Source organism: Rhodoplanes sp. (assembly GCF_013377085.1).
Taxonomy (GTDB): domain Bacteria; phylum Pseudomonadota; class Alphaproteobacteria; order Rhizobiales; family Xanthobacteraceae; genus Rhodoplanes.
This window is the reverse complement of sequence record NZ_JACAAX010000044.1, coordinates 1-23,637: the sequence shown is the minus strand read 5'-3', so window position 1 is coordinate 23,637 and position 23,637 is coordinate 1. Positions and strand designations below refer to the sequence as shown.

Below are 23,637 nucleotides of genomic sequence, written 5' to 3'. Positions count from 1 at the left end.
GCCATGTGATCTGCCCGGGCTACGCGGCTGAACGTGTGGGCACGGCGCTCGGCGTGGGCGCGGCGCTCCGCGCCTTTGCCCGTGCTACGCTTGCTGCATTCAACAGATCTTACGCTCTCGTCGGCCGAGCACTCGTCGGTGGAGGGGCCAGGGCCCGTCGCAGGCCGGAGCGGCTTTTGCTAGGACCGCTCCCGGCACCGTCATCATGCCGCGGTGTCGTCTCCGCGCTCGCCGGGCGTCATCGTCTGCGCGGTGATGCGCTCGCCGGCCCGGCGGAGCCGCCGGCACAGCTCGCGATTGATGTTCTGCAGCACCATCGCATAGGCCTGGATATCGGCCTTGTAATAGGCGTAGAGGCTCGCGGCCGTGAGCTCGTACAACACGGTCGGGCTTTTCGCGAAAACCGTGGCGGATCGGTTCTGCGCCTCGATGAGCGTCATCTCGCCGAAGAAATCACCGGGACCGAGACGCGCGATGCAGACCGGGGATCCCGTCTCGCCGCGCTTGCTCACCAAAAGCTCGCCGGACACGACGATGTACATCGATTGCCCCGACGCCCCTTCCGCGACGACCGTGGCCGCGCCGTCGACGCGGCGCTCGACCAGCATCGCGATCAGGCGATCGAGTTGAGCATCGGAGAGCCCGCCGAAGAACGGCGTCGCGACCAGGAACGCCTTCAGATCGGGCGAGCTGACAGCCATCCGCGCACCATCTTCGAGTCGGACACGGCAGAAGGGTTGACCGATCGATCGCCTCGGGATGCCGGCCACCTCCGACGGCCGGATGCTACACGCTTCCGCCCGCGGACAGGAGACCCACCCGCTCGGCGGACCGGGGGCGCAATCGGCAGGCCGCACGGCGCCGGGCTCGTCTCTCCGCCCTCATCCCAAGAAGGCCGCGCATGCCGTAGGATGGGTCGAACAACGCGAAACCCATCGTTTAACACCGCGGCTGGATCGATGGGTTTCGCTGCGCTCAACCCATCCTACGCGCTTAGGCAGAACACCTCGGAAGGTTATGAGAATGAAGAGTATTATTGCCGCCTTCCGACAGCGAAGGCTCGAAATCGATTTCATCGAAATGCTCCTCGTGCAGAACAGGTCGGGGAATGGCGCTGTATCATACTCTGGAAAAGGCTTTATACGTCAAACAGATAAAGACTCGCTCATATTCAAAATATACGTCGATAAGGCTCATAATACAGATTTTGTTATTGACTTTAATAGTATTATAAAATTAAAGTCAGGCGAGATATATGATGAAGAATCATTCTATACGCTCACCGGTGTCGCCAGTGATGGATCAAAATGGTGCGCTGAGCGCATACTGCCGAATTGCACTTGGCTTGCAGAGTATCAAAACCCGGTTGTTCATGGCGATCTGCATTCATGCATGTGCGGTGATTGGTCAACGGACCAAAAAGTTCTTGTACTTCATTTTTTCGATGAGGTCGATCTTCTCGGTCTGACCGACGATGTGAGGTTTATAGCTGACTGCCGAGAGTTCCATATCCATAAGGATGAGGGAGGCTTTTTTATTTGCGTGAAGTCGGATACGTCGCTTCCGGCCCATTTCGAGGTGCGCATTGAAGAGGCGCTTCGCTTTCTCCTAGCGCGATCAGTTGCTCCGCGCGTATTCGTCCAAGGTGATAGGCTCAAGTTGATGGCGGCTGCCTCGCGTTCGCGCCGGACGGCCCTGGAGCCGCCGATCGCGCGTAATTCGCATGTAGTTATCAGCCAGTCGTGGGATTTGTTCCGCCAGTATTTAAGCTATGTAATCAATGAAACAAAAAGCCAATACTGGAATCCAGTTACTGGGCATATTCACAATGCGATAGAGGCCAGTGCAAATTCATTGGATGCCTGGGCGATTGGCATCGGTGTTGCTGTAGAAGGTTTAGCGATGATGCTTTCTATGGAGCGCGATGAACAGGAGAACGAAAATATTAAAACCCTACAACGATTCATCATCGATCAGGTGAATGGCCATGAAGAGCACAGAGTTTTCGCTGCTCGCATCCGTGGTCTCATTGGCAGTCTGACCTCGATACGGGCCATCGATCGTATGAACAAGCTGGCCGAAAAGGGTGGCGCAGATCGTGTTCACGTGGCTGCATGGAAGAAGCTGAGAAATAGGGGAGTGCATCCGACAGCAGAGAGCCAGGAAGTCGGTTCGTTGGATTACCAGAGATTCATCGACGATCTTCACCGATTAAATGTCTTACTATACCATATCGTATTTCATATTATAGGCTATCGCGGGCCATACACTGATTATGGAACTCGGAATTTTCCGATCAAGGACTATCCACTCATGGGGGTATCAAACTCGGTAAAGAGTGAGCAACCGTAGCCCGGATTGAGCGGCAGCGAAATCCGGGGGCTTCGTGCGCGGAAAAAGATCCTGGGTTTCGCTCGCGCTCAACCCAGGCTACGGCCTCTACGGCCTCGTCCCGCCCCACAAAAACTTATCCCCGCCCAAAATTCCGGCCGCATAATTGAAAAGTCCTGCTCGTCGAGGGGCGTCGACCGGTGACGTCGGGCGATGGGGCAGGCCGGCTGTTTGGCGCGACGCCGTCGCGCCGGACAGGTCGGTCGCCGGAACTCCCGGGAAATCCGGCCGGCGAACGCGGCGCCTGCGGGTCCGGCCTCGTCAGCCGGGCTCCCGGGGGCTTTTGGGGCTCCGCCCTCCGGGCACGACGACCCGGGCGCGAGGAGCATCGCTGAAAGGATCCGGCACCCGGTCGGTCCGGATCCCAAGCGCGGCCCGAAAGCCGAAAATCGCCGCAGGCGGAGCGCCGGGAGGCGGGCGTGCGACGTTTTTCGCACGCGCTGCGCTTCCACAAGCGCGGACAACAGTGTGGCGCCTGCCGGCGCTCCGCTCCCCTCGGGTTTTCCAAACAACCGAGGGCACGGGTCATGGGCACGCCCCGGGCGCAAAAAACGCGTCGCGGGATCGAGCGAACTCGGGTTTTGGGGCGGCACCGGTCTCGAACCGGGCCAGCCGGCCGCGACACCGAAAGGTTTGGGGCGAGGGGGCGCGTCGGTGGCGCAGGCGCATCGACGGGTCGGGCCGCCTCCGCCTGAAAAAATGTTTTCGCGAGCGCCAAGGATTTTTGCGGCGGCCCGCGTCCAAGCAGGGAGACACGGAGCGGGAGATGGGCGGCGGCGACCAGAATCTCGACGACGAGCGCGCGTGCAACGCGCGCCCGGACGATAAAGGTCCGGACGACGGGGCGTTGGCGCGGCGGGCCGCACGCGGCGACCGGGCGGCGTTCGAGGCGTTGCTGCGCCGCCATTACGACAGCGTCCATCGGCTCGCCCGGCGGCTCACCGGCGATCCCGGCCGGGCCGACGACATCGCCCAGCAGGTCGGCCTGAAGCTGGCCAGGACCATCGGCTCGTTCGACGGCCGGGCGCGCTTCACCACCTGGCTGCATGCCGTGGTGCTGAACACGGTGCGGGACGACGGCCGCAGGCGTCAGGCCGAGGCCCGCACGGTCGGCGCCTATGCCGAGATCGAGGCGTTGCGGCGGGCCGAGGCGGCCGACACGGCGGCGCGCCGGTCGACCGCGCTGGAGGCGGTCGCGGCCCTCTCGGACGATCTGCGCGAGACCGTGCTGCTCGTTCTCGACGGGCTCACCCATGCGGAGGTCGGCGCCGTGCTGGGGGTGAACGAGGGCACGGTGTCGTGGCGCCTCTCCGAGGTACGGCGCTGGATCGGAACGTTGCGGGAGACGGTCGATGGCTGATTTCGATGCGTTGCGCGAGGCGCTCGACCGCGAGACTCCGCGGCCCGATGCGGCCGGCCGCGAGCGCGCCATCGCGGCCGCGCTGCAGGAATTCGACCACGTCGCCCAAGGAAACCCGGCGGCGCCGCGTCTCATCGTGTCGGAGGGAGCATCGAGGCTCCGCAACGACAGGAGGCGCAGGATGAGCACGTCGGTGACATGGCGCAGGGTGACATGGCGCAGCGAGCCGGTCCGATGGGCCGCGGTCGCGGCCCTGCTGGTCGCGGTGGTCAGCATTCCGCTGGCGCTGCGCGTCGCCGATCCGGGGGTTTCGCCGGTGCCGCAGATCGCGTCGACGCCGCCCGGCGCGACCTCCGTCGCTTCGACGCCGCCGACGCCGCGCCAGGACGTGACGGCCGACAGCGTGATCGCGCGGCTGCTGCCGCCTGCTCCGGCCGAGCCCGAAGCGCGCGACGAGGCCGCGGTCCGCGGCAACGTGGTCGAGCAGGATGCCAGGCGGCAGGCCGAAGCAGCGGCCCGCAAGGCGCAGGACAGCACGACCATGGCGATGGTCGCGCCGCCCGCATCCGCCGGCGCGGCCGCGGTCGGTCACGCCGCCCCGTCGCGCATGACGGAGGCGCTGCGCGCGCCCGTGCACCGCGCTCCGACTGTCGCCTCGGTCCTGCCGTCGCCGCCGCGGCCGCCCGGCCTCGACATGGTCCCGCCGCGTGAAAATCCCGGCACGGCGCGCTATCCGGCGGTGGAGACCGGCGGCTTCAAGCGCGTCGCCGAGGATCCGGTGTCGACCTTCTCGATCGACGTCGACACCACCTCCTATGCGGTGGTGCGGGCGCATCTCAATCGCGGCCGGCTGCCGCCGGCGAGCGCCGTGCGCACCGAGGAGCTGGTCAACTATTTCCCCTATGCGTATGCGCGGCCGACCTCGCCCGACCTGCCGTTCGCCATCACCACCACGCTGGTGCCGAGCCCGTGGGCGGCGCAGCGCCGGCTCCTGCATGTCGCCGTGCAGGGCTACGAGATCCCGGCGGCGGAGCGAAAGCGCGCCAATCTGGTGCTGCTGGTCGACGTCTCCGGCTCGATGGGCTCGCCGAACCGGCTGCCGCTGGCCAAGAGCGCGCTGGCGCTGCTGATCGACACGCTGCGTCCCGACGACACGGTGTCGATCGTCACCTATGCGGGCCAGGCCGGCGTCGCGCTGGAGCCGACCCGGGTGGCCGAGCGGTCGCGCATCCGCGCCGTGGTCGACCGCCTGCAGGCCGGCGGCTCCACGGCCGGCTTCGACGGCATCGCCACCGCGTATCGGCTGGCGCGCGAGCACTTCGCCGACGGCGGGGTGAACCGGGTGCTCTTGATGACCGACGGCGACTTCAATGTCGGGCCGGTGAGCGGAGAAGCGTTGAAGAGCCTGGTCACGGACGGGCGCAAGGCCGGGATCTATCTCTCGGTGCTCGGCTTCGGCATGTCGAACTACCAGGACACGACCATGCAGACGCTGGCCCAGAACGGCAACGGCAACGCGGCCTATATCGACACGCTGTCGGAGGCCCGCAAGGTGCTGGTCGACGAGGCGAACGCCACCGTGTTCCCGATCGCCGACGACGTGAAGATCCAGGTCGAGTTCAATCCGGCCGCCGTCTCGGAATATCGGCTGCTCGGCTACGAGACCCGCATGCTCCGTCGCGAGGATTTTTCCGACGACAAGGTCGATGCCGGCGAGGTGGGGTCCGGCTCCGTCGTCACGGCCATCTACGAGATCGTGCCGGTCGGCGGACCTGCGACCGTCGATCCGCTGCGCTATGCGCCGCGCACCGCCACGGTGGCGCCCCCGCCCGCGCCCGCCAAGGAGCTCGCTTTCCTGCGGCTGCGCTGGAAGCGGCCGGGCGAGCCGACCAGCCGCCTGATCGAGCGGCCGATCGAGACGGCGTCGCTGCAGGACGTCGCCAAGGCCGGCAGCGAGCCGCGCTTCGCCATCGCGGTCGCCGGCTTCGCCGAGCTTTTGCGCGGCGGGCGGCATCAGGGAAGCTTCGGCTATGGCGACGTGCTGAAGATCGCCGGCGCGGCGCGCGGCGAGGATCCGTTCGGCTGGCGCAGCGAGTTTTTGGGTCTCGTCCGCCTCGCCGACAGCCTGTCGCGGTCGGGCGCGGCATCGCCGACGGCGGAGCGACCGTAGCATGGCGGTCCCGCAGCGAGGCGGCGTCGACCGTCGTGGCTTTCGGGACCTGGGCGCTTCGGCTAGTCTGCCGGCTTCCTCCAGCCGGCAGACACATCCGATGACCTGGTTCGCGTCGCCCACCGACATCGAGAGCCGCGTCTATGCGCGCCTGCCGGACACGTTCCGTCATGCGCGGCAGACCGAGTGGGGCGCCGCCAACAAGCCGGGCGTCGCCGTCGACAGCTTCCTCGAGGGACCATGCCTCACCCCCGACGGAACCCTCTACGTGGCCGATATCCCGTACGGCCGCATTTTCGCAGTCGATCCGAGCCACCATTGGAGCCTGGTGCACGAGTACGACGGCTGGCCGAACGGCATGAAGCTGTCCCGCGACGGCAGCCTGACGGTCGCCGACTACAAGCGCGGGCTCTTACGGGTCGATCCGGAGAGCGGCACCATCCACGCGATCTGCACCACGGTGAACAGCGAGAGCTTCAAGGGGCTGAACGACCTCGCCATCCTGTCCGACGGCTCGATCCTGTTCACCGACCAGGGCCAGACCGGCATGCACGATCCGACCGGGCGGCTCTATCGGCTGTGGCCGGACGGGCGACTCGACCGGCTGGTCGGCAACGCCGCCTCGCCGAACGGCGTCGCCGTCAACCCGGCCGGGACCCATGCCTATCTGGCGCTGACGCGGGCCTGCCAGATCTGGCGCCTGCCGCTGGCGCCGTCGGCGCTCGCTTCGAAGACCCAGGTGTTCGCCCAGCTCCCCGGCGGCCTCTCCGGGCCGGACGGCCTGGTGATGGACGCCGCCGGCCGGCTGATCGTCTGCGATCCCGGCCACGGCTGTGCCTGGGTGCTGTCGCCGCTCGGCGAGCCGCTCTTCCGGGTGCGCTCCTGCGCCGGCCGGACGCTCACAAACGCGGTGCTGCGCCCGGACGGCCGCACGCTGCTGATGACCGAATCGGAGAGCGGCCAGATCCTCGAAGCGGTTTTGCCGGAGTGAATCGCCGCCTACGCCTCTCCCATCTGCTTGGCCCGGGCCAAGAGGGCTGCGGCGCGGGCGAGGTGAGGGCGGTCGTACATGACGCCGTCGATGCCGACGACGCCGGCGCCCGGTGCCGCCGCGAAGGCGTCGACGATCGCCTGGGCGCGGGCGATCACCTCGGGCCGCGGCGTGAACACGGCGTTGATCACCGGCACCTGGGCCGGGTGGATCGCCATCTTGCCGGTGAAGCCGTCGCGGCGCGCCTCCTCGCATTCGCGCGCCAACCGCGTCTCGTCGCGGAAGTCGATCGAGACGGTGTCGATCGCCTGCACGCGCGCCGCCGCTGCCGCCGCGAGGCAGAGCGTTCGGGCCAGCCGGTAGGGATCGAGGAAGCGGCCGTCGGCATCGCGATTTGCCTCCGCGCCGAGCTCGACCGAGAGATCCTCGGCGCCCCAGGTGAGGCCGGCGAGGCGGCGGGTGGCGCCCTGATAGGAGCCGGCAAGGAACAGCGCCTGGGCCGTCTCGGTGGCGATGGCCACCACCGTCACGTGCCCCTCCGACAGGCCGGCGGCCGCCTCGCGCACCGCCAGCTTGGCGTCGAGATGGATCACGGCCGGGCCGCCCTCCGCCTTCGGCAGCATCACGGCGTCGGGCCGCGCCGGAATGACGGCATCGAGGTCGGCGTCGGTGAGGCCGGTCTCGAGCCCGTTGACGCGCACCAGCAGGCGTGGCCGGGACGACCACTCCGACACGGCGGCGATGAACTCGGCGGCGGCGATGCGGGCCTCCGCCTTGCGGTCGGGGGCGATCGAGTCCTCGAGGTCGACGATGACGGCGTCGGCGCCGGATTCCATCGCCTTGGCGAGCTTCTTCTCGGCATCGGCCGGAACGAACAGCAGGGATCGCATGGGTGGCCTCAATTGGGACGTTTGAGTATGAAGACTTGGCGGCGGCACTCCGCCACCAGCTTGTCGTTCTGATTGAAGGCGCGGTGGTGGAGCTCGACGATGCCGGCGTTCGGCCGCGACGCCGATTCGCGCTTGTTGATCACCTCGGTCTGGGCCCGCAGCGTATCGCCCTCGAACAGCGGGTGCGGAAAGACCACGTCGGTCATGCCGAGATTGGCGATGGTGGTGCCGCAGGTGAGGTCCGACACCGACATGCCGATCATCAGGCCGAGCGTGAACAGCGAGTTCATCAGCGGGCGTCCCCACTGGGTTTCGTTCTCGCAGAAATGCCGGTCGATGTGGAGCGGCTGCGGGTTCAGCGTCATGTTGGAGAACAGCATGTTGTCCATCTGGGTCACGGTGCGCCGATAGCGGTGCTCCACGACCTCGCCGATGACGAAGTCATCGAAATACAGTCCGCCGCGCGGATGGCGAACGGCCGTCGTGTGCGACATTCCTCTGCTCCCTGGGCCTCGTGCTCCCTGAATCTCGGACGGTGGCGGCCCGGCCGCGCAACAACCGATTCACCAATTGTTTACCATAACGAGCGCAGGCTCGATGGGTCGTCATGGGCCGATTCTGGCCCGGCTCCGCAGGCTGATCTTGGCTGTTCCCGCCGCAACCTCACCGACCTCCGGATGGGCGGTCAACGACGCGATCAAGACCGCCTCGCGCGCGACCGGGGCGAGCTTCACCTATCTGCTCGCCACTGCGAAGGTCGAATCGGACTTCAACCCCAATGCCAGCTCGGTCAGCTCCTCGGCCCGCGGCCTGTTCCAGTTCATCGACCAGACCTGGCTGACCATGCTGAAGGAGGCGGGGGCGGCGCTCGGCTACGGGCGCTATGCCGACGCCATCACCAAGAACGCCTCCGGCCGCTACGAGGTGAGCGACCCCAGCCAGCGGCAGGCCGTGATGAGCCTGCGCAGCGACCCCCAGGCGAACGCCGCCATGGCGGGGGCCTTCACGCAGCGCAACGCGGCGCAGCTCGAGGCCCGGATCGGTCGCACGGCGAGCGACGGCGAGCTCTATATCGCGCATTTCCTCGGCGCCGGCGGCGCCGGCAAGCTGATCACCCAGGCCGGCCGCAACCCGACCGGCATCGCCGCCGATGCGTTTCCCAACGCGGCGGCCGCCAACCGCTCGATCTTCTACGACAAGAGCGGATCGCCCCGCACCTTCGCCCAGGTCTACGGCGTGCTGGTCGGCCGCTTCGACCAGGCCCGCACCGGCGCCACCCAGACGGCGACCGCCGCGGCGGTGCAGTCGACCAAGGCGACCGCCGCCGCCGACCGGCTCGACCCGGCTCTCTTCACGCCGACGACCTATCAGGGCGACGCCAGCCGCAAGGCGGACTCGCCGCTGTTCCACAGCCTGTTCCAGAGCGAGCCCGAGCGGGCCGGCGTGTCGCGCTTCATCACCGAGCTGTGGACCTCGCGTCCGCATGTCGCCGCCGCGCTGAGCGGGGCGGTGGCCCAGGCCGCGCCCGGCTCGATCGCCTCGAGTGACCCGACCCGCGCGGCCGAGCTGTTCGCCGCCCCCGGCGTCGGCGCCAGCGCCGGCGGATTGTTCGGCAATCGGGGGTAGGGGCGCGGGGAGTGAACGTGTCTGCGAGCCGCCTTCGGGCGGCAATGAAGATCACGCGGCGATAGAATTTTGGCGTTTCAGCGCGGCCTTCAAATCGTATGCCTCATCGACTCTTTCCTGCAGACTGGGTTCGGTGGCGGTTCGAAACCGGTTAATCAGGTCATTGCAAGCCAGAATCGCCTCCTCGAAGCGCATCAGATCACGCAATATCTTAGCCTTGTTGAGTAGCGCCCAGGCAACATCCTCCCGTAAAGGGAGTTCGGGGTCGGAAAAGAAACGGCAAATCAAACGGTCGTTCGTATCGATGGCGTCATCAAGTAGTCCAAGACGCTCCAAGGAATTTGCTTTGTTCAGAAGTGCTATTGAAGAGTATTTTTGCAATCCCGATTCCTTATTGGTTTCGAAGCGACTGATAACGTCATCATACACTGTAATCGCCTCGGCAAATTTCAGTTTTTCGCTAAGCGCAATACCTTTGTTGACGAGTGCCCTCGCGACTGCTTCCCGAATTACTGGCAGTGTGGAAGTCCCGAACCGACTGACGATATCGGTGTGAGTGGCAATCTCTTCGTCGATGCGTCCGAGAGTGCTGAAACTTGAGCCTTTGTTCGAGAGGGCGATCGCGACCTGTTCCTGAAGCGCCGAATCAGTTGAACAGCCGAAACGAGTAACCACATCGTCGCATACAAAAATCCTATCTTCGTGACGCCCGAGCGCCGCGAGCGTAACGCCCTTGTTAACTAAAGCGTCGGCCAGGATTCGTTTTTGATCAATACCTGTTGAGTTCAACAGTTTTCCGATGATCGCGTTGAAACTCTCCATCGCACCGGCTAAGTCGCTTAGTTGATGGCGTGCAATTCCGCGCAGATTTTCTGCCGAGGCCCATTCCGATTCTGTTGTGGCGGCTCTAAAGGCGCGGTTTGCGAATACTAACACGCCTTGCGCATCCCGATTTGATGGCATCAGAAGCTGTTTCGCCTCGTTCAGCCAGAACCCATAGTCGGGCCTAAGCGACCGGTATCCCAGATCCTCTGTCGTGCTCGACGAGAGTGGCACGGTAGGACCAAGCGACAAATGATCTGACTGGTTTCTTGAGTGGCTATCTTTCCATTCTGCAAGGAGTTCTTCAAGTTTATTGCAAAAATCGCTGACATGTGGATATGAATTAAAAAGGTACTTTCGTCCGGTCTCAATGGCTTCTTTAAACTCCTTCACCCTTTGATATTGAGGTCCGGGGTCGCGCTGCCGGCCCGAGTCGACATCTTTGAAGAACAAATGAATATTTCGGATCCTTTTCTCCTCGTAAAGCTGTTCGGCAACCTCCCATTCCTCCTCGGTCCCTGATGACTTGCCACTCCCAGTTGGGGAGCCCCAACGGTCATGAAATAAAAAAACAGCGTAATCGCATGTGCATAAATCCTTGTTGATAAGTTCTTGTGGGCGGCCTGCGCTGCTCCGCGCATCCTCCCAGCCAACGGCGGAGAAAATTACCCCGCTTGGATTGCCGTGTACTTTATTGAATCGATCGATCTTCTTTCGAAAGCTATCTCTCTCCTCTTCGAGGCCACTTGGTGATCCGATGAAAACTCGGTACTCGACCAGGGTCCGAGGCATGGGGCGCTCAGTTCGTCCAATATGCTGCCGTGAACGAAATATTGCCGAGTGAAGGATAGCCAAAACGCGTTGAGGTAGCAATGTGCGGTATTGGTGGGTCGCGAGGCCCAGGATCCCTTTGAAGCAAAATCCGCTGGATTCAAGCCGCGATAAGCGAACTACGCAGTAGGCAGCCGCCAGTTCAGGGGGGAGGCTCGAGCGTCATCGCCGATTCGCCGCGTTAACATTTCGGCAATAAACACAAACATTTATGGTGAACCCTTTGTTAAGGCCGCGACGCTAGGCTGATGCTTGTGGGGAGAGTGGCGTCGGAGGCAGGTGCCGATCCGTCCCCGCAGTCCCCGGTGTGATCCGGACACCTGTCCGGGTCGGGTCCATCGGGCGAGTTCATCAGCGAGTTCTGCGGACGCGTCCGATCCGGACGTTTCCGGTCAGGACGAGTCCTGTCCCCAGTCGCGTCGGGTCTCAGCATGATCGTTCGCCAGTTCCTTCAGTGGGTCCGCACCGCGCCCGCCGGTGAGCGGGCGGAGGCCACCAGCGCACTCGCCCGCGCCTATCTGTTCTCCGATCTGCCGGAGGAGGAGCGCGACGCCGTCGCCGGCGTGCTGGTGATGCTCGCCGACGACGTCTCGCCGCTGGTGCGCGCCGCGCTCGCCGAGGCGCTCGGCGCGAGCGAGGAGGCGCCGGCGACCGTCGTCCACATGCTGGCGCATGACCGGCCCGACATTGCCGCCGTGGTGCTGGCGCGCTCACCACTGTTCATCGACGCCGAGCTGGTCGATTTCGTCGCCACCGGTGGCGACGTCGTGCAGACGGCGATCGCCGGGCGTCTGCCGGTGCCGTGCGCGGTCGCCGCCGCGGTCGCCGAGGTGGCGGGCGCCGAAGCCTGCCTGGTGATGATCGAGAATTCACGGGCCGAGATCGCGCCCTTGTCCTTTGCCCGCCTGGTCGAGCGTTTCGGTCATCTCGGCGCAATACGCGAGGCGCTGCTGGCGCGGCCCGACCTGCCGGTGGAGAGCCGGCAGGCGTTGATCGCGCGGCTCTCGGCGACGCTGGCGAGCTTCGTCTCGGGGCGCGACTGGATGGACGGCAACCATGCCCGCATGGTCGCCCGCGAGGCCTGCGAGAAGGCGACGGTCGTGCTCGCCGCGACGGCCGGGGAGGGCGGGGCCGGCTCGCTCGTCCGCCATTTGCGCCGAAGCGGCCAGCTCACCGCTGGCCTCATCCTCCGCGCGCTTCTGTCGGGCAACATCGCGCTGTTCGAGGAGGCGCTGGCCGAGCTCTCCGGTCTGCCGCTGCGGCGCGTGCGCCTGCTGATTCACGACAAGACCGGCGTCGGCTTCCGGGCGATCTTCTCACGCGCCGAATTGCCGGCCTCGACCTTCGCGGCGTTCCGCTTCGCCCTCGAGGCGTGGCGCGAGGGGCCGGATCTCGACGGCGCGTGGCGCCTGCAGCGGCGCATGGTCGAGCGGGTGCTGACCGCCTGCGGCCAGACCGACATCGGCGAGGTTGCGCCGCTGCTGGCGCTGCTTCGCCGCTTCGCCGCCGAGGCGGCGCGCGAGGAGGCCCTGATCGCCTGCGAAAAGCTCGAGCAGACCGTGGTGGCCGAGCTGATGCGGGTGCGACTGGCGGCGTGAGGTCTTCACGGGTCGGTCATTCCGGGGCGCGCTGAAAGCGCGATCCCGGAATGACGTTGTTAAATACCTATCGCGGCCCCAGGCCCGGCACGGTCGGCGGGCTCAGAATGTCGTCGTCGTCCGGCAGCAACCCGCCGTTCTCGGCGCGCAGGAAATCGTCCGTCACCTCGCGCAGCCGTGTCGTCAGGGCGTCGGCGACCACGTCGGCGCGCGCCTCGGCGCGCTCGCGCACGATCGCCCGTACGGCGTCGACATGCTGGTCGATCAGCTCGAGCGGGATGCGGCGGGCGTCGGGCGTGCGCTCGATCAGCCGGCACAGGCTGGCGGCGGCCGCGGCGGCGTGCGGATAGCCGAAGGTGGCGGCGTGGCCCTTGATGTCGTGGGCGGCGTGATGGATCGTCTGCCGGGTCTCCTGGTCGAAACCCTTGGCCCGCACGGCGCCGCGCGCCGCATCGAGCCGCTCGCACTCGCTCTCCATCCAACCGGCGAACTCGCCCGACAGGGCGGCCAGCGCGCGCTCGGCGTCGGCGACCGGGTCGCTGCCACCGGCCAGGGGCTCCGCCCAGGCCTTGCGCAGCGTGTTCTGCGGCACGATCACGTCGTGGTCGCGGAATTGCGTGACCTTCGGCTCGCTGCCCCGGCCGGTCTTCCGCGGGCCGTCTCGACGCCCGGACGTCATCGGCGGTCTCCGCTCACTCGCTGATCTTGACGCGCTCGAACAGCGCCTGCTGCGGGATGATCTCGGCCTTGCCGGATCCCTTGCGGCGCTCGACCCCGACATAGTTCGGGTTGACCAGACGGCGCCGATCGGGCCCGAAGAACGTCTTGGTCTTGATGAAGGGCCGCGGGTTCACCACCACGGTCAGGATACGCTGATAGAGGGCGTTTGCCGAGATCGGCTTGACCAGGAACTCGGTGACGCCGCAGTCGCGCGCCGCCATCACGCGTTTCTTCTCGGAGTGGCCCGTCAGCATGATGATCGGCACGAACGGGTTGGCGTTGGCGCCCGGCTGGCGAATCATCTGGGTCAGCTCGAGCCCGTCGAAGATCGGCATCGCCCAGTCGGAGATGACGATGTCGGGGATGTTGTGCGTGAAGGCCTCGAGCCCGGCGGCGCCGTCCTCGGCCTCGTAGACCTCGCGTGAGCCGAAGCCATGCAGCAACGTGCGCAGGATGCGCCGCATATGCGCATTGTCGTCGATCAGGAGAAACCGCAGCCGGTTGAAATCGATACGGACCATGGCTCACGCACGCGGAACACGACGAAGGATCGTGCCGATCCTGGCACCGGACCGCTTAAGGAAGGGTTTAGGTTAACTCGGCGGGTCACCGGATGACTCGGACGCGATTCTGATCATCAGGTCTCGGTCTTTCGGGGCGCCGTCGCTTCGGGTCGACCCTGGCCATTCCCGATGCGCGATGGCGGCTCCTGGAAAGTGAAACGGGCGGCTCCGAGGAGCCGCCCGCCCTCGGCGCCACGCACCCGCACGGGGCAGCCCGGCACCAAGCCGCGTGTCAGATGCCCGGCTCGATCGATTGCAACGATACCGGCGGCCGCATATCGGGCGACGCACGAACGGGTGAATCAGACGTGAGCCCGGATCACGCGCCCGAGTGGTCGTGATAGGCTAAGGGCTTAGCCGACATGCGGTGTGGTATTTTTCGTCACGCGATTCCCCTGACGAGCAGTGATCGTCGCTGCGAGCCTGCGGCTTCTACATCTGGTTTTGTAGATGAGAACACGGATTTGGTGACGGAGAGCGGAACAGTACTGAATATTGGTGGAATCAATTCGCTGGCGCAGCATCACGATCGGTAGAAACACTATTAGTTTATTTGACCATGCGACGGCCGCGAGAGCAGTCTCCGCGCCATCGTGTTCCGTGTTTGCCGACCTCCCTCAACGCCGTGACCACGATCGAAAATGGATCGGGCACGCAAGGCAACTGGAGCAATACAATGAAGCACGCGACCAAGACGATCCTGGTGATCGCGATCGCAACGACCATGGCCGGCACTGCGTTTGCCGCGTCCAGGGCGCAGGCGGTCCGCGGTGCCATGGCGGCCAGCGACGGCTGGACCTTCACCCAGTCCTACGAAGATCCGGCTCTGGGCGATCAGGCCAAGGGCAGCATCCACTGAGCTTCGCCCTTCGACCCGGCTCGCCTTCGGTGAAGTCGGGCCGACACCCCGCAATCGAGACATCATCAACGGCTCAAGCACGACTCCTCGCTTCCGAGGGGCCGCGAGGGCGCCACTATGGGGAGGTCCCCCATGCCGCATCTCGTTGCATCGGCCATCGTCATCGGCGTCTTGACCACCACGGCAGGCGTCGCCTCGGCCGCGTCGATCAAGACAGACTGGCACGACGAGTCGCTCACGAGCGACCGCATACGACAGGATGCCGAACGGACGATCTTCCTCCCGTTGTATCTGAGCCCGGGCTGCGGCGACGTTGCTGACGCCCGCGTGTTCTGAGCGCGTCCGATACGCATCATCCACGACGGCGCCCGGCTTGTCCGGGCGCCGGATCGTGCCGCCGGTGACGCCTTGCGACGATTCCCGAGAACCCGAGCGCCTTCCTTCGCCGAACTCGATCAGTGGCTGAACTGCTCGCGCAGGATCCGCTCGTCGAGGCTGTGGCCGGGATCGAACAGCAGCTTCATGTCGATCGCATGGTCCATGCGGACATCGACATGCTGGACCGAACGGACCTCGTCGTGGTCGGCGACCGCGGCGACGGGGCGCTTGTCGGCCTCCAGCACCTCGATGGTGACGACCGCGCTGTCCGGCAGCAGCGCGCCGCGCCAGCGGCGTGGCCGGAACGGGCTGATCGGCGTCAGCGCCATGAGGGGGGAGCCGATCGGAATGATCGGGCCGCCGGTCGAGAGATTGTAGGCCGTGGAGCCGGCCGGGGTCGCCACCATGATGCCGTCGGCCGTGAGCTCGCGCAGACGTTGCTTCCCGTCCACCATGATGTTCAGCCGCGCCGCCTGGTAGGTCTGGCGGAACAGCGACACCTCGTTGATGGCGCGGTGCTCGTGCCCCTTGCCGCTCGCATCGATGGTGTGCATCACCAGCGGGTGGATGACGGTCGCCTCGGCGGCGTGCAGCCGCTCCTTCAGGCCGTGCTCGCGATAGTCGTTCATCAGGAAGCCGACGGTGCCGCGATGCATGCCGTAGATCGGCTTGCCGGTGCTCATGAAGACGTGCAGGGTTTTGAGCATCAGGCCGTCGCCCCCGAGCGCGACGATGATGTCGGCGTCCTGCGGGTCGACATTGCCGTAGCGGTGGACCAGCTTCTCCAGGGCCGTGTTCGCCTCTGGAGTCTGGCTGGCCACGAAGGCGATCCGCTCGATCTCGGCGGGGAGGCGGCTCATTCGGGCGGCTCGTGCGCTGTGGCGCCGCAACGCCGCCGGCGAGAAGGATGCGGCGATGGAACGCGCGGTGTTCGTCTATACGACCTTTCCAGGCCTTGTCGAGGCGGAGGACGCCGGCCGGGCCCTGATCGAGCGTCGGCTCGCCGCCTGCGTCAACATCCTGCCGGGCATGATCTCGCTCTATCGGTGGGAGGGGGTGATCGAGCGCGCCGCCGAGGTGGTGATGATCGTCAAGACGCGCGCCTCGCTGGCCGAGGATGTGCGGGCCGCCGTCAAGGCGCGTCATTCCTACACGACGCCGGCCATCGTGGTGATGCCGATCGAGAGCGTCGACCAGTCGTACCTCGCTTGGCTGCTGGCCGAGACGGCGCCGGCCGCAGGCGACTGAGCGGCGCGGGGCCGGGCTCCGCGCATCCTCGCGACGTGTAAGCTTCACGCGAGGAACATGACCTAACTTTCACGTAGGTGAACGAAATCCGTCTTCCGACTTCAGTCGCGGTTCAGCCGCTCGACGGCATCCTCTGCGCATCGGCCGGACCGAACCGGTCTACGGCCGGAGCAACGGCTCCTACCGAGCCGGCTCGTTTCGAGAGGACAGAGCATGTTGAAGACCATCGCCGTCGCTCTTCTCGCCGCCAGCGTCGCCGCCGGCGGTGCCCTCGCCCAGGGCGGTCCGGCGTCCGCCGGGACCAATCCGGCCGGCAAGACCCCGGCCGCGACAACCCCGGCGATCCGCACGGCTCCGGCCCCGCTGGCCCAGCCGACCGCCGCTCACGTGAAGCGTGTCACCCATGTCCGTCACGTGAAGCACGTGCGGTCCGTCAAGCACCTGCGGTCGGTCGAGCACGTCCGCCACGTGAAGCGCATCAGGCACGTCCGCCACGTGACCGACGTCCGGTCGGTGCGCCACGTGAAGCGGGTCCGCCACGTCACCACGATCCGGTCCCGCGACCTGCGTGTCGGCCACCATGTCCGTCACGCCGGCGTGTCCGGTCCCGCGGCCATGACGGCGCGCCCGCACCGCGCGAACTGAGGCGACGCAACGCCTTCTGATGCACCTGTGGAAGGCCGGCAACACCAGCCGGCCTTCTGCATGCCCAGCGGAACCCTTCGTATTGACGAGCCTCGGACGTGGCCGGATGGTCAGCCCGTGCTGGTTCTCCGCGGGCGACCGCGGAGAGGAAAGAGGGAACACGGAACGGGGCCTTCGGGCCGCGAAGCCGTGGCTGGTCCCGCAACTGTGAGCGGCGAGCCGCATCCGACACGGCCACTGGGAAACTGGGAAGGCCGGGTGCAGCGACGACCCGCAAGCCAGGAGACCTGCCTGCACAGTCACCCAACCGGTGGGCGGGGAGCCCCACACGGAGCGGTCTTTCGCAGCGGTGACATCGTGACCGGCGCGAGGACCATGGTGTTTCGATTCGACCCGCGACCCGACGATGATCGGTCCGTCCGGCTTCCGCCGGGGGCGCCGCCTATCGTTCGTCCGCGGCGTCCTTCGCGTCGGCTCATGCATCTCGAACCGCATGATCCACACAACGCGAAGGACACCGGGCATGACCCGCACGCTTAGCCGAAATCTTCTCGGCTCCACCACGCTCGTTCGCACCACGCTCGCCGCCGGCCTCTCGGCGCTGCTCGGCAGCGCCGCCTACGGGCAGAGCACCACGCTCCCCGACCTCACCGTGACGGCGACCCGGCTCGACTCCGGCATCACGGGCGCGTCGACCAGCATCATCACGGCGGACGACATCGCCCGCTCGCCAGAGGCGACCATCCCGGGGATTCTCGCACGCGAGCCGGGCGTGCAGGTCCGCAGCCTGTTCGGCGGCGTCAACGGTGCCAACGCGGTCGTCGATTTGCGCGGCTTCGGCGCCACCGGCGCCTCGAACACCCTGGTGCTGGTCAATGGCCGCCGCCTCAACGATCTCGACCTGCAGGGCGTCGACTGGGCCGCGATCCCGCGCGACAGCATCGCCCGCATCGAGATCACCCGCGGCAACAGCGGCGCCGTGCTGTACGGCGACGGCGCGGTCGGCGGCGTCATCAACATCGTCACCAAGACGGGCGCCGGGCTGCCCAACAAGCTGCGGGTCGAGACGGCGGTCGGCTCCTACGGGCAGGTCGAAGGAAACTACTCGGCCAATCTCGCCTCCGGCCCGCATGCGCTGAGCGTTTTCGCCAACGGGGTGCGGTCGGACGGTTTTCGCGCCAACAACGACTACCGGCAGTTCAACGGCGTCGGCAACTACACCTATGCGACCGAGTGGGGCAGCCTCTACGCCAACGTTTCGGCCGACGACCAGCATCTCGGGCTGCCGGGCGGCCGCACCGTCGATCCCACCCTCGGCATCAACCAGCTCGCCACCGACCGGCGCGGCACCAACACGCCGTTCGACTATGCCGACAAGCAGGGCCTCAACGGCACGGCCGGCATCACGGTCAGCTTGATGCCGGGTGCCGAGCTGATCGTCGACGGCGGCGTGCGCCACAAGGAGCAACAGGGCGGCTACTTCACCACCGTGAACGTGCCGACCTATTTCTACGAGGCGGCCCTGACCACCGCCTCGGTGACGCCGCGCCTGAAGGTCGACACCACGGTGGCGGGCCTGCCGTACCGGTCGATAAGCGGCGTCGACTTTTACGACTCCACCTATGCGTCGCCGCGCGGCCAATTCTCCGGCGCCGCGCCGGTGCATCGCTACGACCTCGACCAGGCCTCGCTCGCCGCCTACACGATGAACACCGTGACGCTGTTCGGCTCGACCGACGTTTCCGCCGGCGGCCGCGCGCAGCGTACGGCGATCCGTGCCCGCGACCGCTTCGACGCGTCGGCGCCGGGTGGCGCGTTCGACTCGGGCTCGAGTCCGTACGACGCCGCCGCCACCAACACGGCCTGGCATGTCGGGCTGGAGCATCGGCTCAACGGCATGATCACGCTGTTCGGCCGCGCCGCCCAGAGCTTTCGGGTCCCGACCGTCGACGAGCGGCTGTCGCTCACCGCCTACCCGAGCGACTTCAACCTGAAGACCCAGACCTCACACGACGCCGAGGCCGGCGTGCGGGCGCATGTCGGCATCTTCGACATGCAGTGGAGCCTGTACGACATGTATCTGGAGAACGAGATCCACTACCGGCCCGACATCTTCGCCAACGTCAATCTCGACCCGACGCGACGCTATGGCAGCGAGGCGATGGCGAGCGCCCAGGTGACCGAGACGATCCGGCTGAAGGCCGGCGTCGCCTATACGCGCTCGGTGTTCCGCGAGGGGCCCTATGCGGGCAACGACGTGCCGCTGGTCGCCCACAACACCGCGAGCGTGGGCGTCGCCTGGACCATTCTCGACAAGCGCCTCGTGTTCAACGGCGACATCCGCTATGTCGGCTCGCGCCGCATGGACAACGATCAGGCCAATGTGCAGCCGACGATCTCGCCCGTCACGCTGGTCGACGTGCGGCTCGGCGGCGAGCTCGACCGGTACTTCTGGTCAGTGTCGGTGCAGAACCTGTTCAACACGGAGTACTTCGACTACGCCGCGGCCAGCACTGTCACGCTCGGCCGCTACAGCGCCTATCCGCAGACCGGCCGGACGTTTCTGGTCAGGGCGGGGGCGACGTTCTGATGTCCCGTCATTCCGGGCCGGCGCAAAGCGCCGGACCCGGAATCCAGCCCGGCAACGGGCTTTCGTGACAGCGTCTGGATTCCGGGTTCGCGCCTCCGGCGCGCCCCGGAATGGCCATCAGCTCACGCCACCCCTTCGAGCTTGAAGCGCTCGCGCACCATCTGGACCACGGCGAGGTTGTCGACCTTGCCGGAGCCCAGCATGGGCAGCTTCTCCAGCACCACGAACTCGGCCGGGATCAGCATCTCGGAGGCGCCGCGCTTGCGGGCGAAGGCGATGAAGTCGGAGCGGTTGGCGCCGTGCTGGGTGGTCAGCAGCACCAGCTTCTCGCCCTTGCGGGCGTCCGGAATCGGCGCCACCGCATGGATCGCGTCCGGCCACAGGTCGAAGGCCAGCGTCTCGACGGCGGCGAGCGAGATCATCTCGCCGCCCACCTTGGCGAAGCGCTTGGCCCGGCCCTTGATGGCGATGAAGCCGTCGGCGTCGATCGTCACGATGTCGCCGGTGTCGTGCCAGCCCTCGGGCGGCCGCTCGATCACGCCGGGATTTTCGACCCGCAGATAGCCGACCATCACGTTGGGGCCGCGGATGAACAGCCGGCCGCCCTCGTCGACGCCCGGCACCGGGTCGAGCCGTGCCTCCATGCCCGGAAACAGCCGGCCGACCGTGCCGAACTTGTTGAACATCGGCGTATTGAGGGCGAGGGCGGGCGCCGCCTCGGTGACGCCGTAGCCCTCGAGGATCCGCAGTCCGAACTTCTCCATATAGGTGCGCCGCGTCGCCTCCTTGACGGCCTCGGCGCCCGCCATGACGTAGCGCAGCGAGCGAAAGTCGTACGGGTTGGCCGAGCGGGCATAGCCGTTGAGGAACGTGTCGGTGCCGAACAGGATGGTCGAGTTGGTCGCGTAGACCATCTCGGGGACCAGCCGGTAGTGCAGCGGCGATGGATACATGTAGACGGTGACGCCGTGCACCAGGGGCAGGATGAAGCCGATGGTGAGGCCGAAGGCGTGGAACACCGGCAGCACGTTGAACACCTTGTCGCCGTAGCCGAAGTCGACGATCGCCTTGGCCTGCGCCGCATTGGCCAGGATGTTGCGGTGGGCCAGCACGACGCCCTTCGGCACGCCTTCGGAGCCGGAGGTGAACAGCACCGCGGCGGGATCGTCCGGGCTGCGGGCGACCAGCGGCGTCTTGTACTCCATCATGCCGCGCAGCTTGTCGGTGAAGGTCACGGTCTGGCGGACGTCCTCCAGAAAGACGAGCCGATGGTCGGGGGCGAGCGCCGCGACCAGGTTGTCGAGCCGGCCCTTCTCGATGAAGGTGCGCGACGTGACGATGGTGGTTAGCTTCGCCGCCTTGCAGGCGGCCCGCACATTGGTCGGTCCGGCGCTGAAGTTGAGGATCGCCGGAACGCGGCCCGCCCACATCAGGCCCAGCAGGGTGACGACCGCGCCATTGGCGTTCGGCAGCAGCACGCCGATGTATTCGCCAGGTTGCGCGAGCGGCGCGAGCTTGCGGCCCAGCACGGCGGCGCCGATCAGCATCTTGCGATAGGTGAGCTCGCCGGAGACCGGATCCTCGACTGCGACGCGATTCGGGCCGTGGGCCTCGGCCGCCTCGATCATCGCCTCGGGAATGGTGCGATCCATCGAGGTGGTGCGGAAGACGAGGTCCGACATCACCCGGTAGAGCGCGGCGCCGGCGGCGACGCGCCGCTTTTTTCCGCGCAGCGTCGGATCCACGGAGAGCTTCACCGGCTCCAGGATGTCGACCGTCACCTTGGGAAACAGCCGGCGACGCACCTGGTGGCGCTCGAGGCGCGAGAACGGCGTCTGCTCCAGGCCCTGGATGCGCACCGGCAGCACGAAGGCGTCCGACTTGTCGGCGATCAGGCCAGCCCCGTCATAGACCTTCATCAGGCTGCCCGTGACCGTGATGCGGCCCTCCGGGAAGATGATCAGGCTGTCGCCGCCCTGCACGGCGTGGATGAGGGCGCGGGTGCCCCACGGCTTGGTCGGGTCGATCGGCATCGCCCGGGTGAAGCGCAGGAACGGCTTCACCCACCAGCGCGTCGCGATGGTGCTGTCGACGGCGAAGACCGGATCCTTGGGCAGGATCGACAACGCCAGCGGCGCGTCGAGGAAGCTCAGATGGTTGAGCGCGATGATGGCGTTCGGCCCGGCCTTCGCGACGTTCTCCAGCCCGTGCACCTCGGCACGGAAGAAGGCGCGGAACACGATGGAGAGGAAGTCGCGCACCGGGTTGGTCGGCAGCGTCTTGAAGATCACCCAGCCGACCACGAGATTGGCGGCGCCGAGCACCATGAACAGAACCGCCGGCGTCAGCCCGGCGATCTGCAGCACGGCGACGAACACGGCGGCCGCGACCATGAACGCGGCGTTGAGCACGTTGTTGGCGGCGATCACCCGGGCGCGGTGGTCCTGGCCCGCCCAGGCCTGCATGGCCGAGAAGGCCGGGACGATGAACAGGCCGCCGGCGACCGCCATGCCGAACAGGTCGAAGGCGACATGGACGCCGCGCACCGAGCCGAACACGTCGCCGAGGCCGTGGCCCGTGGTGGCGCTCGCCACGCCCGACATCCACCAGCCGAGGTCGATGCAGAGGATGCCGAGCATCGCCGCGCCCAGCACGGTCGGCAGCAGCACGATGCGGCCGTGGGCGAGCCAGGCGGCGAACGCCGAGCCGATGGCGATGCCGATCGAGAACACGGCGAGATAGACCGTGATGACCTCCTCGGCGGCACCGAGCGTCGACTTGATCAGCGGCGGCATCAGCGACAGCGCGATGGCGCCGGTGAGCCAGAACCAGCTCACCACCAGGGCCGACCACCACAGCCGGCGATCCGCCTTCAGCTCGCGCAGCAGCCGCGCCGTCGAGCGGGCGATATTGGTATCGATCTTCAGGCCGGGGGCGCCTTCGCCGGTTTTCGGGATCATCAGGGCCGAGAGCCAGCACAGGATCGCGACCACCATCATCAGGCCGGCGAAGGAGGCCGGGTCGCCGCCGTCCTTGGCGGCGAGGCCGCCCACGATGGTGCCGAGCAGGATGGCCAGGAAGGTCGCGCCTTCCACGAGAGCGTTGCCGGCCGGCAGCTCCGTCTGCGCCAGATGGTCGGGCAGGATGCCGTACTTGATCGGGCCGAACAGCGCCGCGATCACGCCGATCAGGAACAGCGCGACGAACAGCAGCGGCAGCGAGTGCAGCCAGAAGCCGAGGATCGCGAACAAGGCGACGGCGATCTCGACGAGCTTGAGCCAGCGCGCCACGATCGCCTTGTCGTAACGGTCGGCGATCTCGCCGCCGAGCGCCGACAACAGGAAGAAGGGCAGGATCAGCGTCGCGCCGGCCAGCGTGATCAGCGCCTCGGAATTCGATCCCGTCATCCGGTAGAGAATCAGAAAGACGAGCGAGTTCTTGAGGAAGTTGTCGTTGAAGGCGCTGAAAAACTGGCACCAGAACAGGGGGGCGAACCGTCTGGTGGTCATCAGGTGAGAGAACATCGGCGGTCCTGCTGCGCTGGCACGGCCGCCGGTCGATCGGGGGCGACGGCCGGGCCCTTGGTCGGGGCGAGGAGTTAGCCGGGTTTTACGGCGTTCGGCAATACCGGGAGCGTGGTCGCGACCGGGCCGCGATGCGCGGGACGCGGTCGTCCGGAGGGGCTGGGGCGGATGCGTGCGGGAAGGCCGTGCCGACGCGATCCGGATGCCTAGCTTTTGATCATGCCCGGAGTCAGGCGACGCCCAGGAACGACGGCGCCCCCCGACGAATCACGGACGCGGTACGGATTGGCCGGATGCCAGGGGAGCGGGAGGGTCGTCGTGCTATCGTCGACGCCTGCCCAGGGGCGGGGCCGACATATGTCGCCACCGACCAGGCTCGCCACCGACCAGGCTCGCCACCGACCAGGCTCGCCACCGACCAGGCTCGCCAC

Annotated in this window: 19 protein-coding genes and 1 riboswitch; of the genes, 11 read left to right on the top strand and 8 right to left on the bottom strand. The window is 66.6% G+C overall.

From position 1 onward, the window contains the following. Positions 1 to 203: 203 nt before the first annotated feature. Positions 204 to 701, bottom strand: a complete 498-nt coding sequence (locus tag HXX10_RS24010) for a cyclic nucleotide-binding domain-containing protein (protein ID WP_296525822.1) — start codon at positions 699 to 701, stop codon at positions 204 to 206. A gap of 322 nt (positions 702 to 1,023) precedes the next feature. On the opposite strand from HXX10_RS24010, the gene HXX10_RS24005 reads away from it, so the two are divergent. The 4 genes from HXX10_RS24005 to HXX10_RS23990 all read left to right on the top strand — a co-directional run bounded on the left by HXX10_RS24005 (position 1,024) and on the right by HXX10_RS23990 (position 6,912). Continuing rightward, positions 1,024 to 2,352, top strand: coding sequence for a hypothetical protein (locus HXX10_RS24005; RefSeq protein ID WP_296525797.1), 1,329 nt, complete (start codon positions 1,024 to 1,026; stop codon positions 2,350 to 2,352). 805 nt (positions 2,353 to 3,157) lie between these two features. Next, positions 3,158 to 3,751 (top strand): sigma-70 family RNA polymerase sigma factor, encoded by a 594-nt coding sequence (locus HXX10_RS24000; RefSeq protein WP_296525795.1) that lies wholly within the window; start codon positions 3,158 to 3,160, stop codon positions 3,749 to 3,751. Further along, positions 3,744 to 5,921: a VWA domain-containing protein gene (locus HXX10_RS23995; protein ID WP_296525794.1), complete on the top strand. Its 2,178-nt coding sequence runs from the start codon at positions 3,744 to 3,746 to the stop codon at positions 5,919 to 5,921. The genes HXX10_RS24000 and HXX10_RS23995 overlap by 8 nt, the downstream gene beginning before the upstream one ends. Positions 5,922 to 6,021: 100 nt before the next feature. After that, entirely contained in the window at positions 6,022 to 6,912 is an 891-nt protein-coding gene (locus HXX10_RS23990; RefSeq protein WP_296525793.1) for an SMP-30/gluconolactonase/LRE family protein, read from the top strand. An 8-nt stretch (positions 6,913 to 6,920) separates the two neighbouring features. On the opposite strand, the gene HXX10_RS23985 is transcribed toward HXX10_RS23990, so the two are convergent. Together HXX10_RS23985 and HXX10_RS23980 are read right to left on the bottom strand one after the other, a co-directional pair. Further along, positions 6,921 to 7,802, bottom strand: a complete 882-nt coding sequence (locus tag HXX10_RS23985; RefSeq protein WP_296525792.1) for a CoA ester lyase — start codon at positions 7,800 to 7,802, stop codon at positions 6,921 to 6,923. A gap of 8 nt (positions 7,803 to 7,810) precedes the next feature. Next, the gene (locus HXX10_RS23980; RefSeq protein WP_296525791.1) at positions 7,811 to 8,296 is read right to left on the bottom strand and encodes a MaoC family dehydratase; all 486 of its coding nucleotides are present in this window, start codon (positions 8,294 to 8,296) and stop codon (positions 7,811 to 7,813) included. Positions 8,297 to 8,444: 148 nt separating this feature from the next. On the opposite strand from HXX10_RS23980, the gene HXX10_RS23975 reads away from it, so the two are divergent. After that, positions 8,445 to 9,428 (top strand): transglycosylase SLT domain-containing protein, encoded by a 984-nt coding sequence (locus HXX10_RS23975; protein ID WP_296525790.1) that lies wholly within the window; start codon positions 8,445 to 8,447, stop codon positions 9,426 to 9,428. 51 nt (positions 9,429 to 9,479) lie between these two features. On the opposite strand, the gene HXX10_RS23970 is transcribed toward HXX10_RS23975, so the two are convergent. Further along, the gene (locus tag HXX10_RS23970; RefSeq protein WP_296525789.1) at positions 9,480 to 11,042 is read right to left on the bottom strand and encodes a DUF4062 domain-containing protein; all 1,563 of its coding nucleotides are present in this window, start codon (positions 11,040 to 11,042) and stop codon (positions 9,480 to 9,482) included. Between the two features lie 470 nt (positions 11,043 to 11,512). On the opposite strand from HXX10_RS23970, the gene HXX10_RS23965 reads away from it, so the two are divergent. Then, on the top strand, positions 11,513 to 12,679 hold the full coding sequence (locus tag HXX10_RS23965; RefSeq protein ID WP_296525788.1) for a DUF2336 domain-containing protein: 1,167 nt from the start codon (positions 11,513 to 11,515) through the stop codon (positions 12,677 to 12,679). Between the two features lie 67 nt (positions 12,680 to 12,746). Here HXX10_RS23965 and HXX10_RS23960 read toward each other — a convergent pair whose 3' ends face one another. Then, the gene (locus HXX10_RS23960) at positions 12,747 to 13,358 is read right to left on the bottom strand and encodes an Hpt domain-containing protein (protein ID WP_296525787.1); all 612 of its coding nucleotides are present in this window, start codon (positions 13,356 to 13,358) and stop codon (positions 12,747 to 12,749) included. Positions 13,359 to 13,371: 13 nt separating this feature from the next. Further along, positions 13,372 to 13,920, bottom strand: coding sequence for a response regulator (locus tag HXX10_RS23955; RefSeq protein WP_296525786.1), 549 nt, complete (start codon positions 13,918 to 13,920; stop codon positions 13,372 to 13,374). 718 nt (positions 13,921 to 14,638) lie between these two features. Here HXX10_RS23955 and HXX10_RS23950 point away from each other — a divergent pair. After that, positions 14,639 to 14,821: a hypothetical protein gene (locus HXX10_RS23950; RefSeq protein ID WP_296525785.1), complete on the top strand. Its 183-nt coding sequence runs from the start codon at positions 14,639 to 14,641 to the stop codon at positions 14,819 to 14,821. Between the two features lie 132 nt (positions 14,822 to 14,953). Then, positions 14,954 to 15,157 (top strand): hypothetical protein, encoded by a 204-nt coding sequence (locus tag HXX10_RS23945; RefSeq protein WP_296525784.1) that lies wholly within the window; start codon positions 14,954 to 14,956, stop codon positions 15,155 to 15,157. A 119-nt stretch (positions 15,158 to 15,276) separates the two neighbouring features. On the opposite strand, the gene HXX10_RS23940 is transcribed toward HXX10_RS23945, so the two are convergent. Continuing rightward, positions 15,277 to 16,059, bottom strand: coding sequence for an NAD kinase (locus tag HXX10_RS23940; RefSeq protein WP_296525783.1), 783 nt, complete (start codon positions 16,057 to 16,059; stop codon positions 15,277 to 15,279). Between the two features lie 55 nt (positions 16,060 to 16,114). Here HXX10_RS23940 and cutA point away from each other — a divergent pair, with 55 nt between their 5' ends. The 3 genes from cutA to HXX10_RS23925 all read left to right on the top strand — a co-directional run bounded on the left by cutA (position 16,115) and on the right by HXX10_RS23925 (position 19,682). Continuing rightward, on the top strand, positions 16,115 to 16,447 hold the full coding sequence (gene cutA / locus HXX10_RS23935) for a divalent-cation tolerance protein CutA (RefSeq protein ID WP_296525782.1): 333 nt from the start codon (positions 16,115 to 16,117) through the stop codon (positions 16,445 to 16,447). A gap of 213 nt (positions 16,448 to 16,660) precedes the next feature. Continuing rightward, the gene (locus HXX10_RS23930; RefSeq protein WP_296525781.1) at positions 16,661 to 17,092 is read left to right on the top strand and encodes a hypothetical protein; all 432 of its coding nucleotides are present in this window, start codon (positions 16,661 to 16,663) and stop codon (positions 17,090 to 17,092) included. Between the two features lie 104 nt (positions 17,093 to 17,196). Beyond that, positions 17,197 to 17,402: riboswitch (cobalamin riboswitch) on the top strand. Between the two features lie 213 nt (positions 17,403 to 17,615). Next, on the top strand, positions 17,616 to 19,682 hold the full coding sequence (locus tag HXX10_RS23925) for a TonB-dependent receptor (protein ID WP_296525780.1): 2,067 nt from the start codon (positions 17,616 to 17,618) through the stop codon (positions 19,680 to 19,682). A 122-nt stretch (positions 19,683 to 19,804) separates the two neighbouring features. On the opposite strand, the gene HXX10_RS23920 is transcribed toward HXX10_RS23925, so the two are convergent. Continuing rightward, on the bottom strand, positions 19,805 to 23,206 hold the full coding sequence (locus HXX10_RS23920; RefSeq protein ID WP_296525779.1) for an acyl-[ACP]--phospholipid O-acyltransferase: 3,402 nt from the start codon (positions 23,204 to 23,206) through the stop codon (positions 19,805 to 19,807). Positions 23,207 to 23,637: the final 431 nt, after the last annotated feature.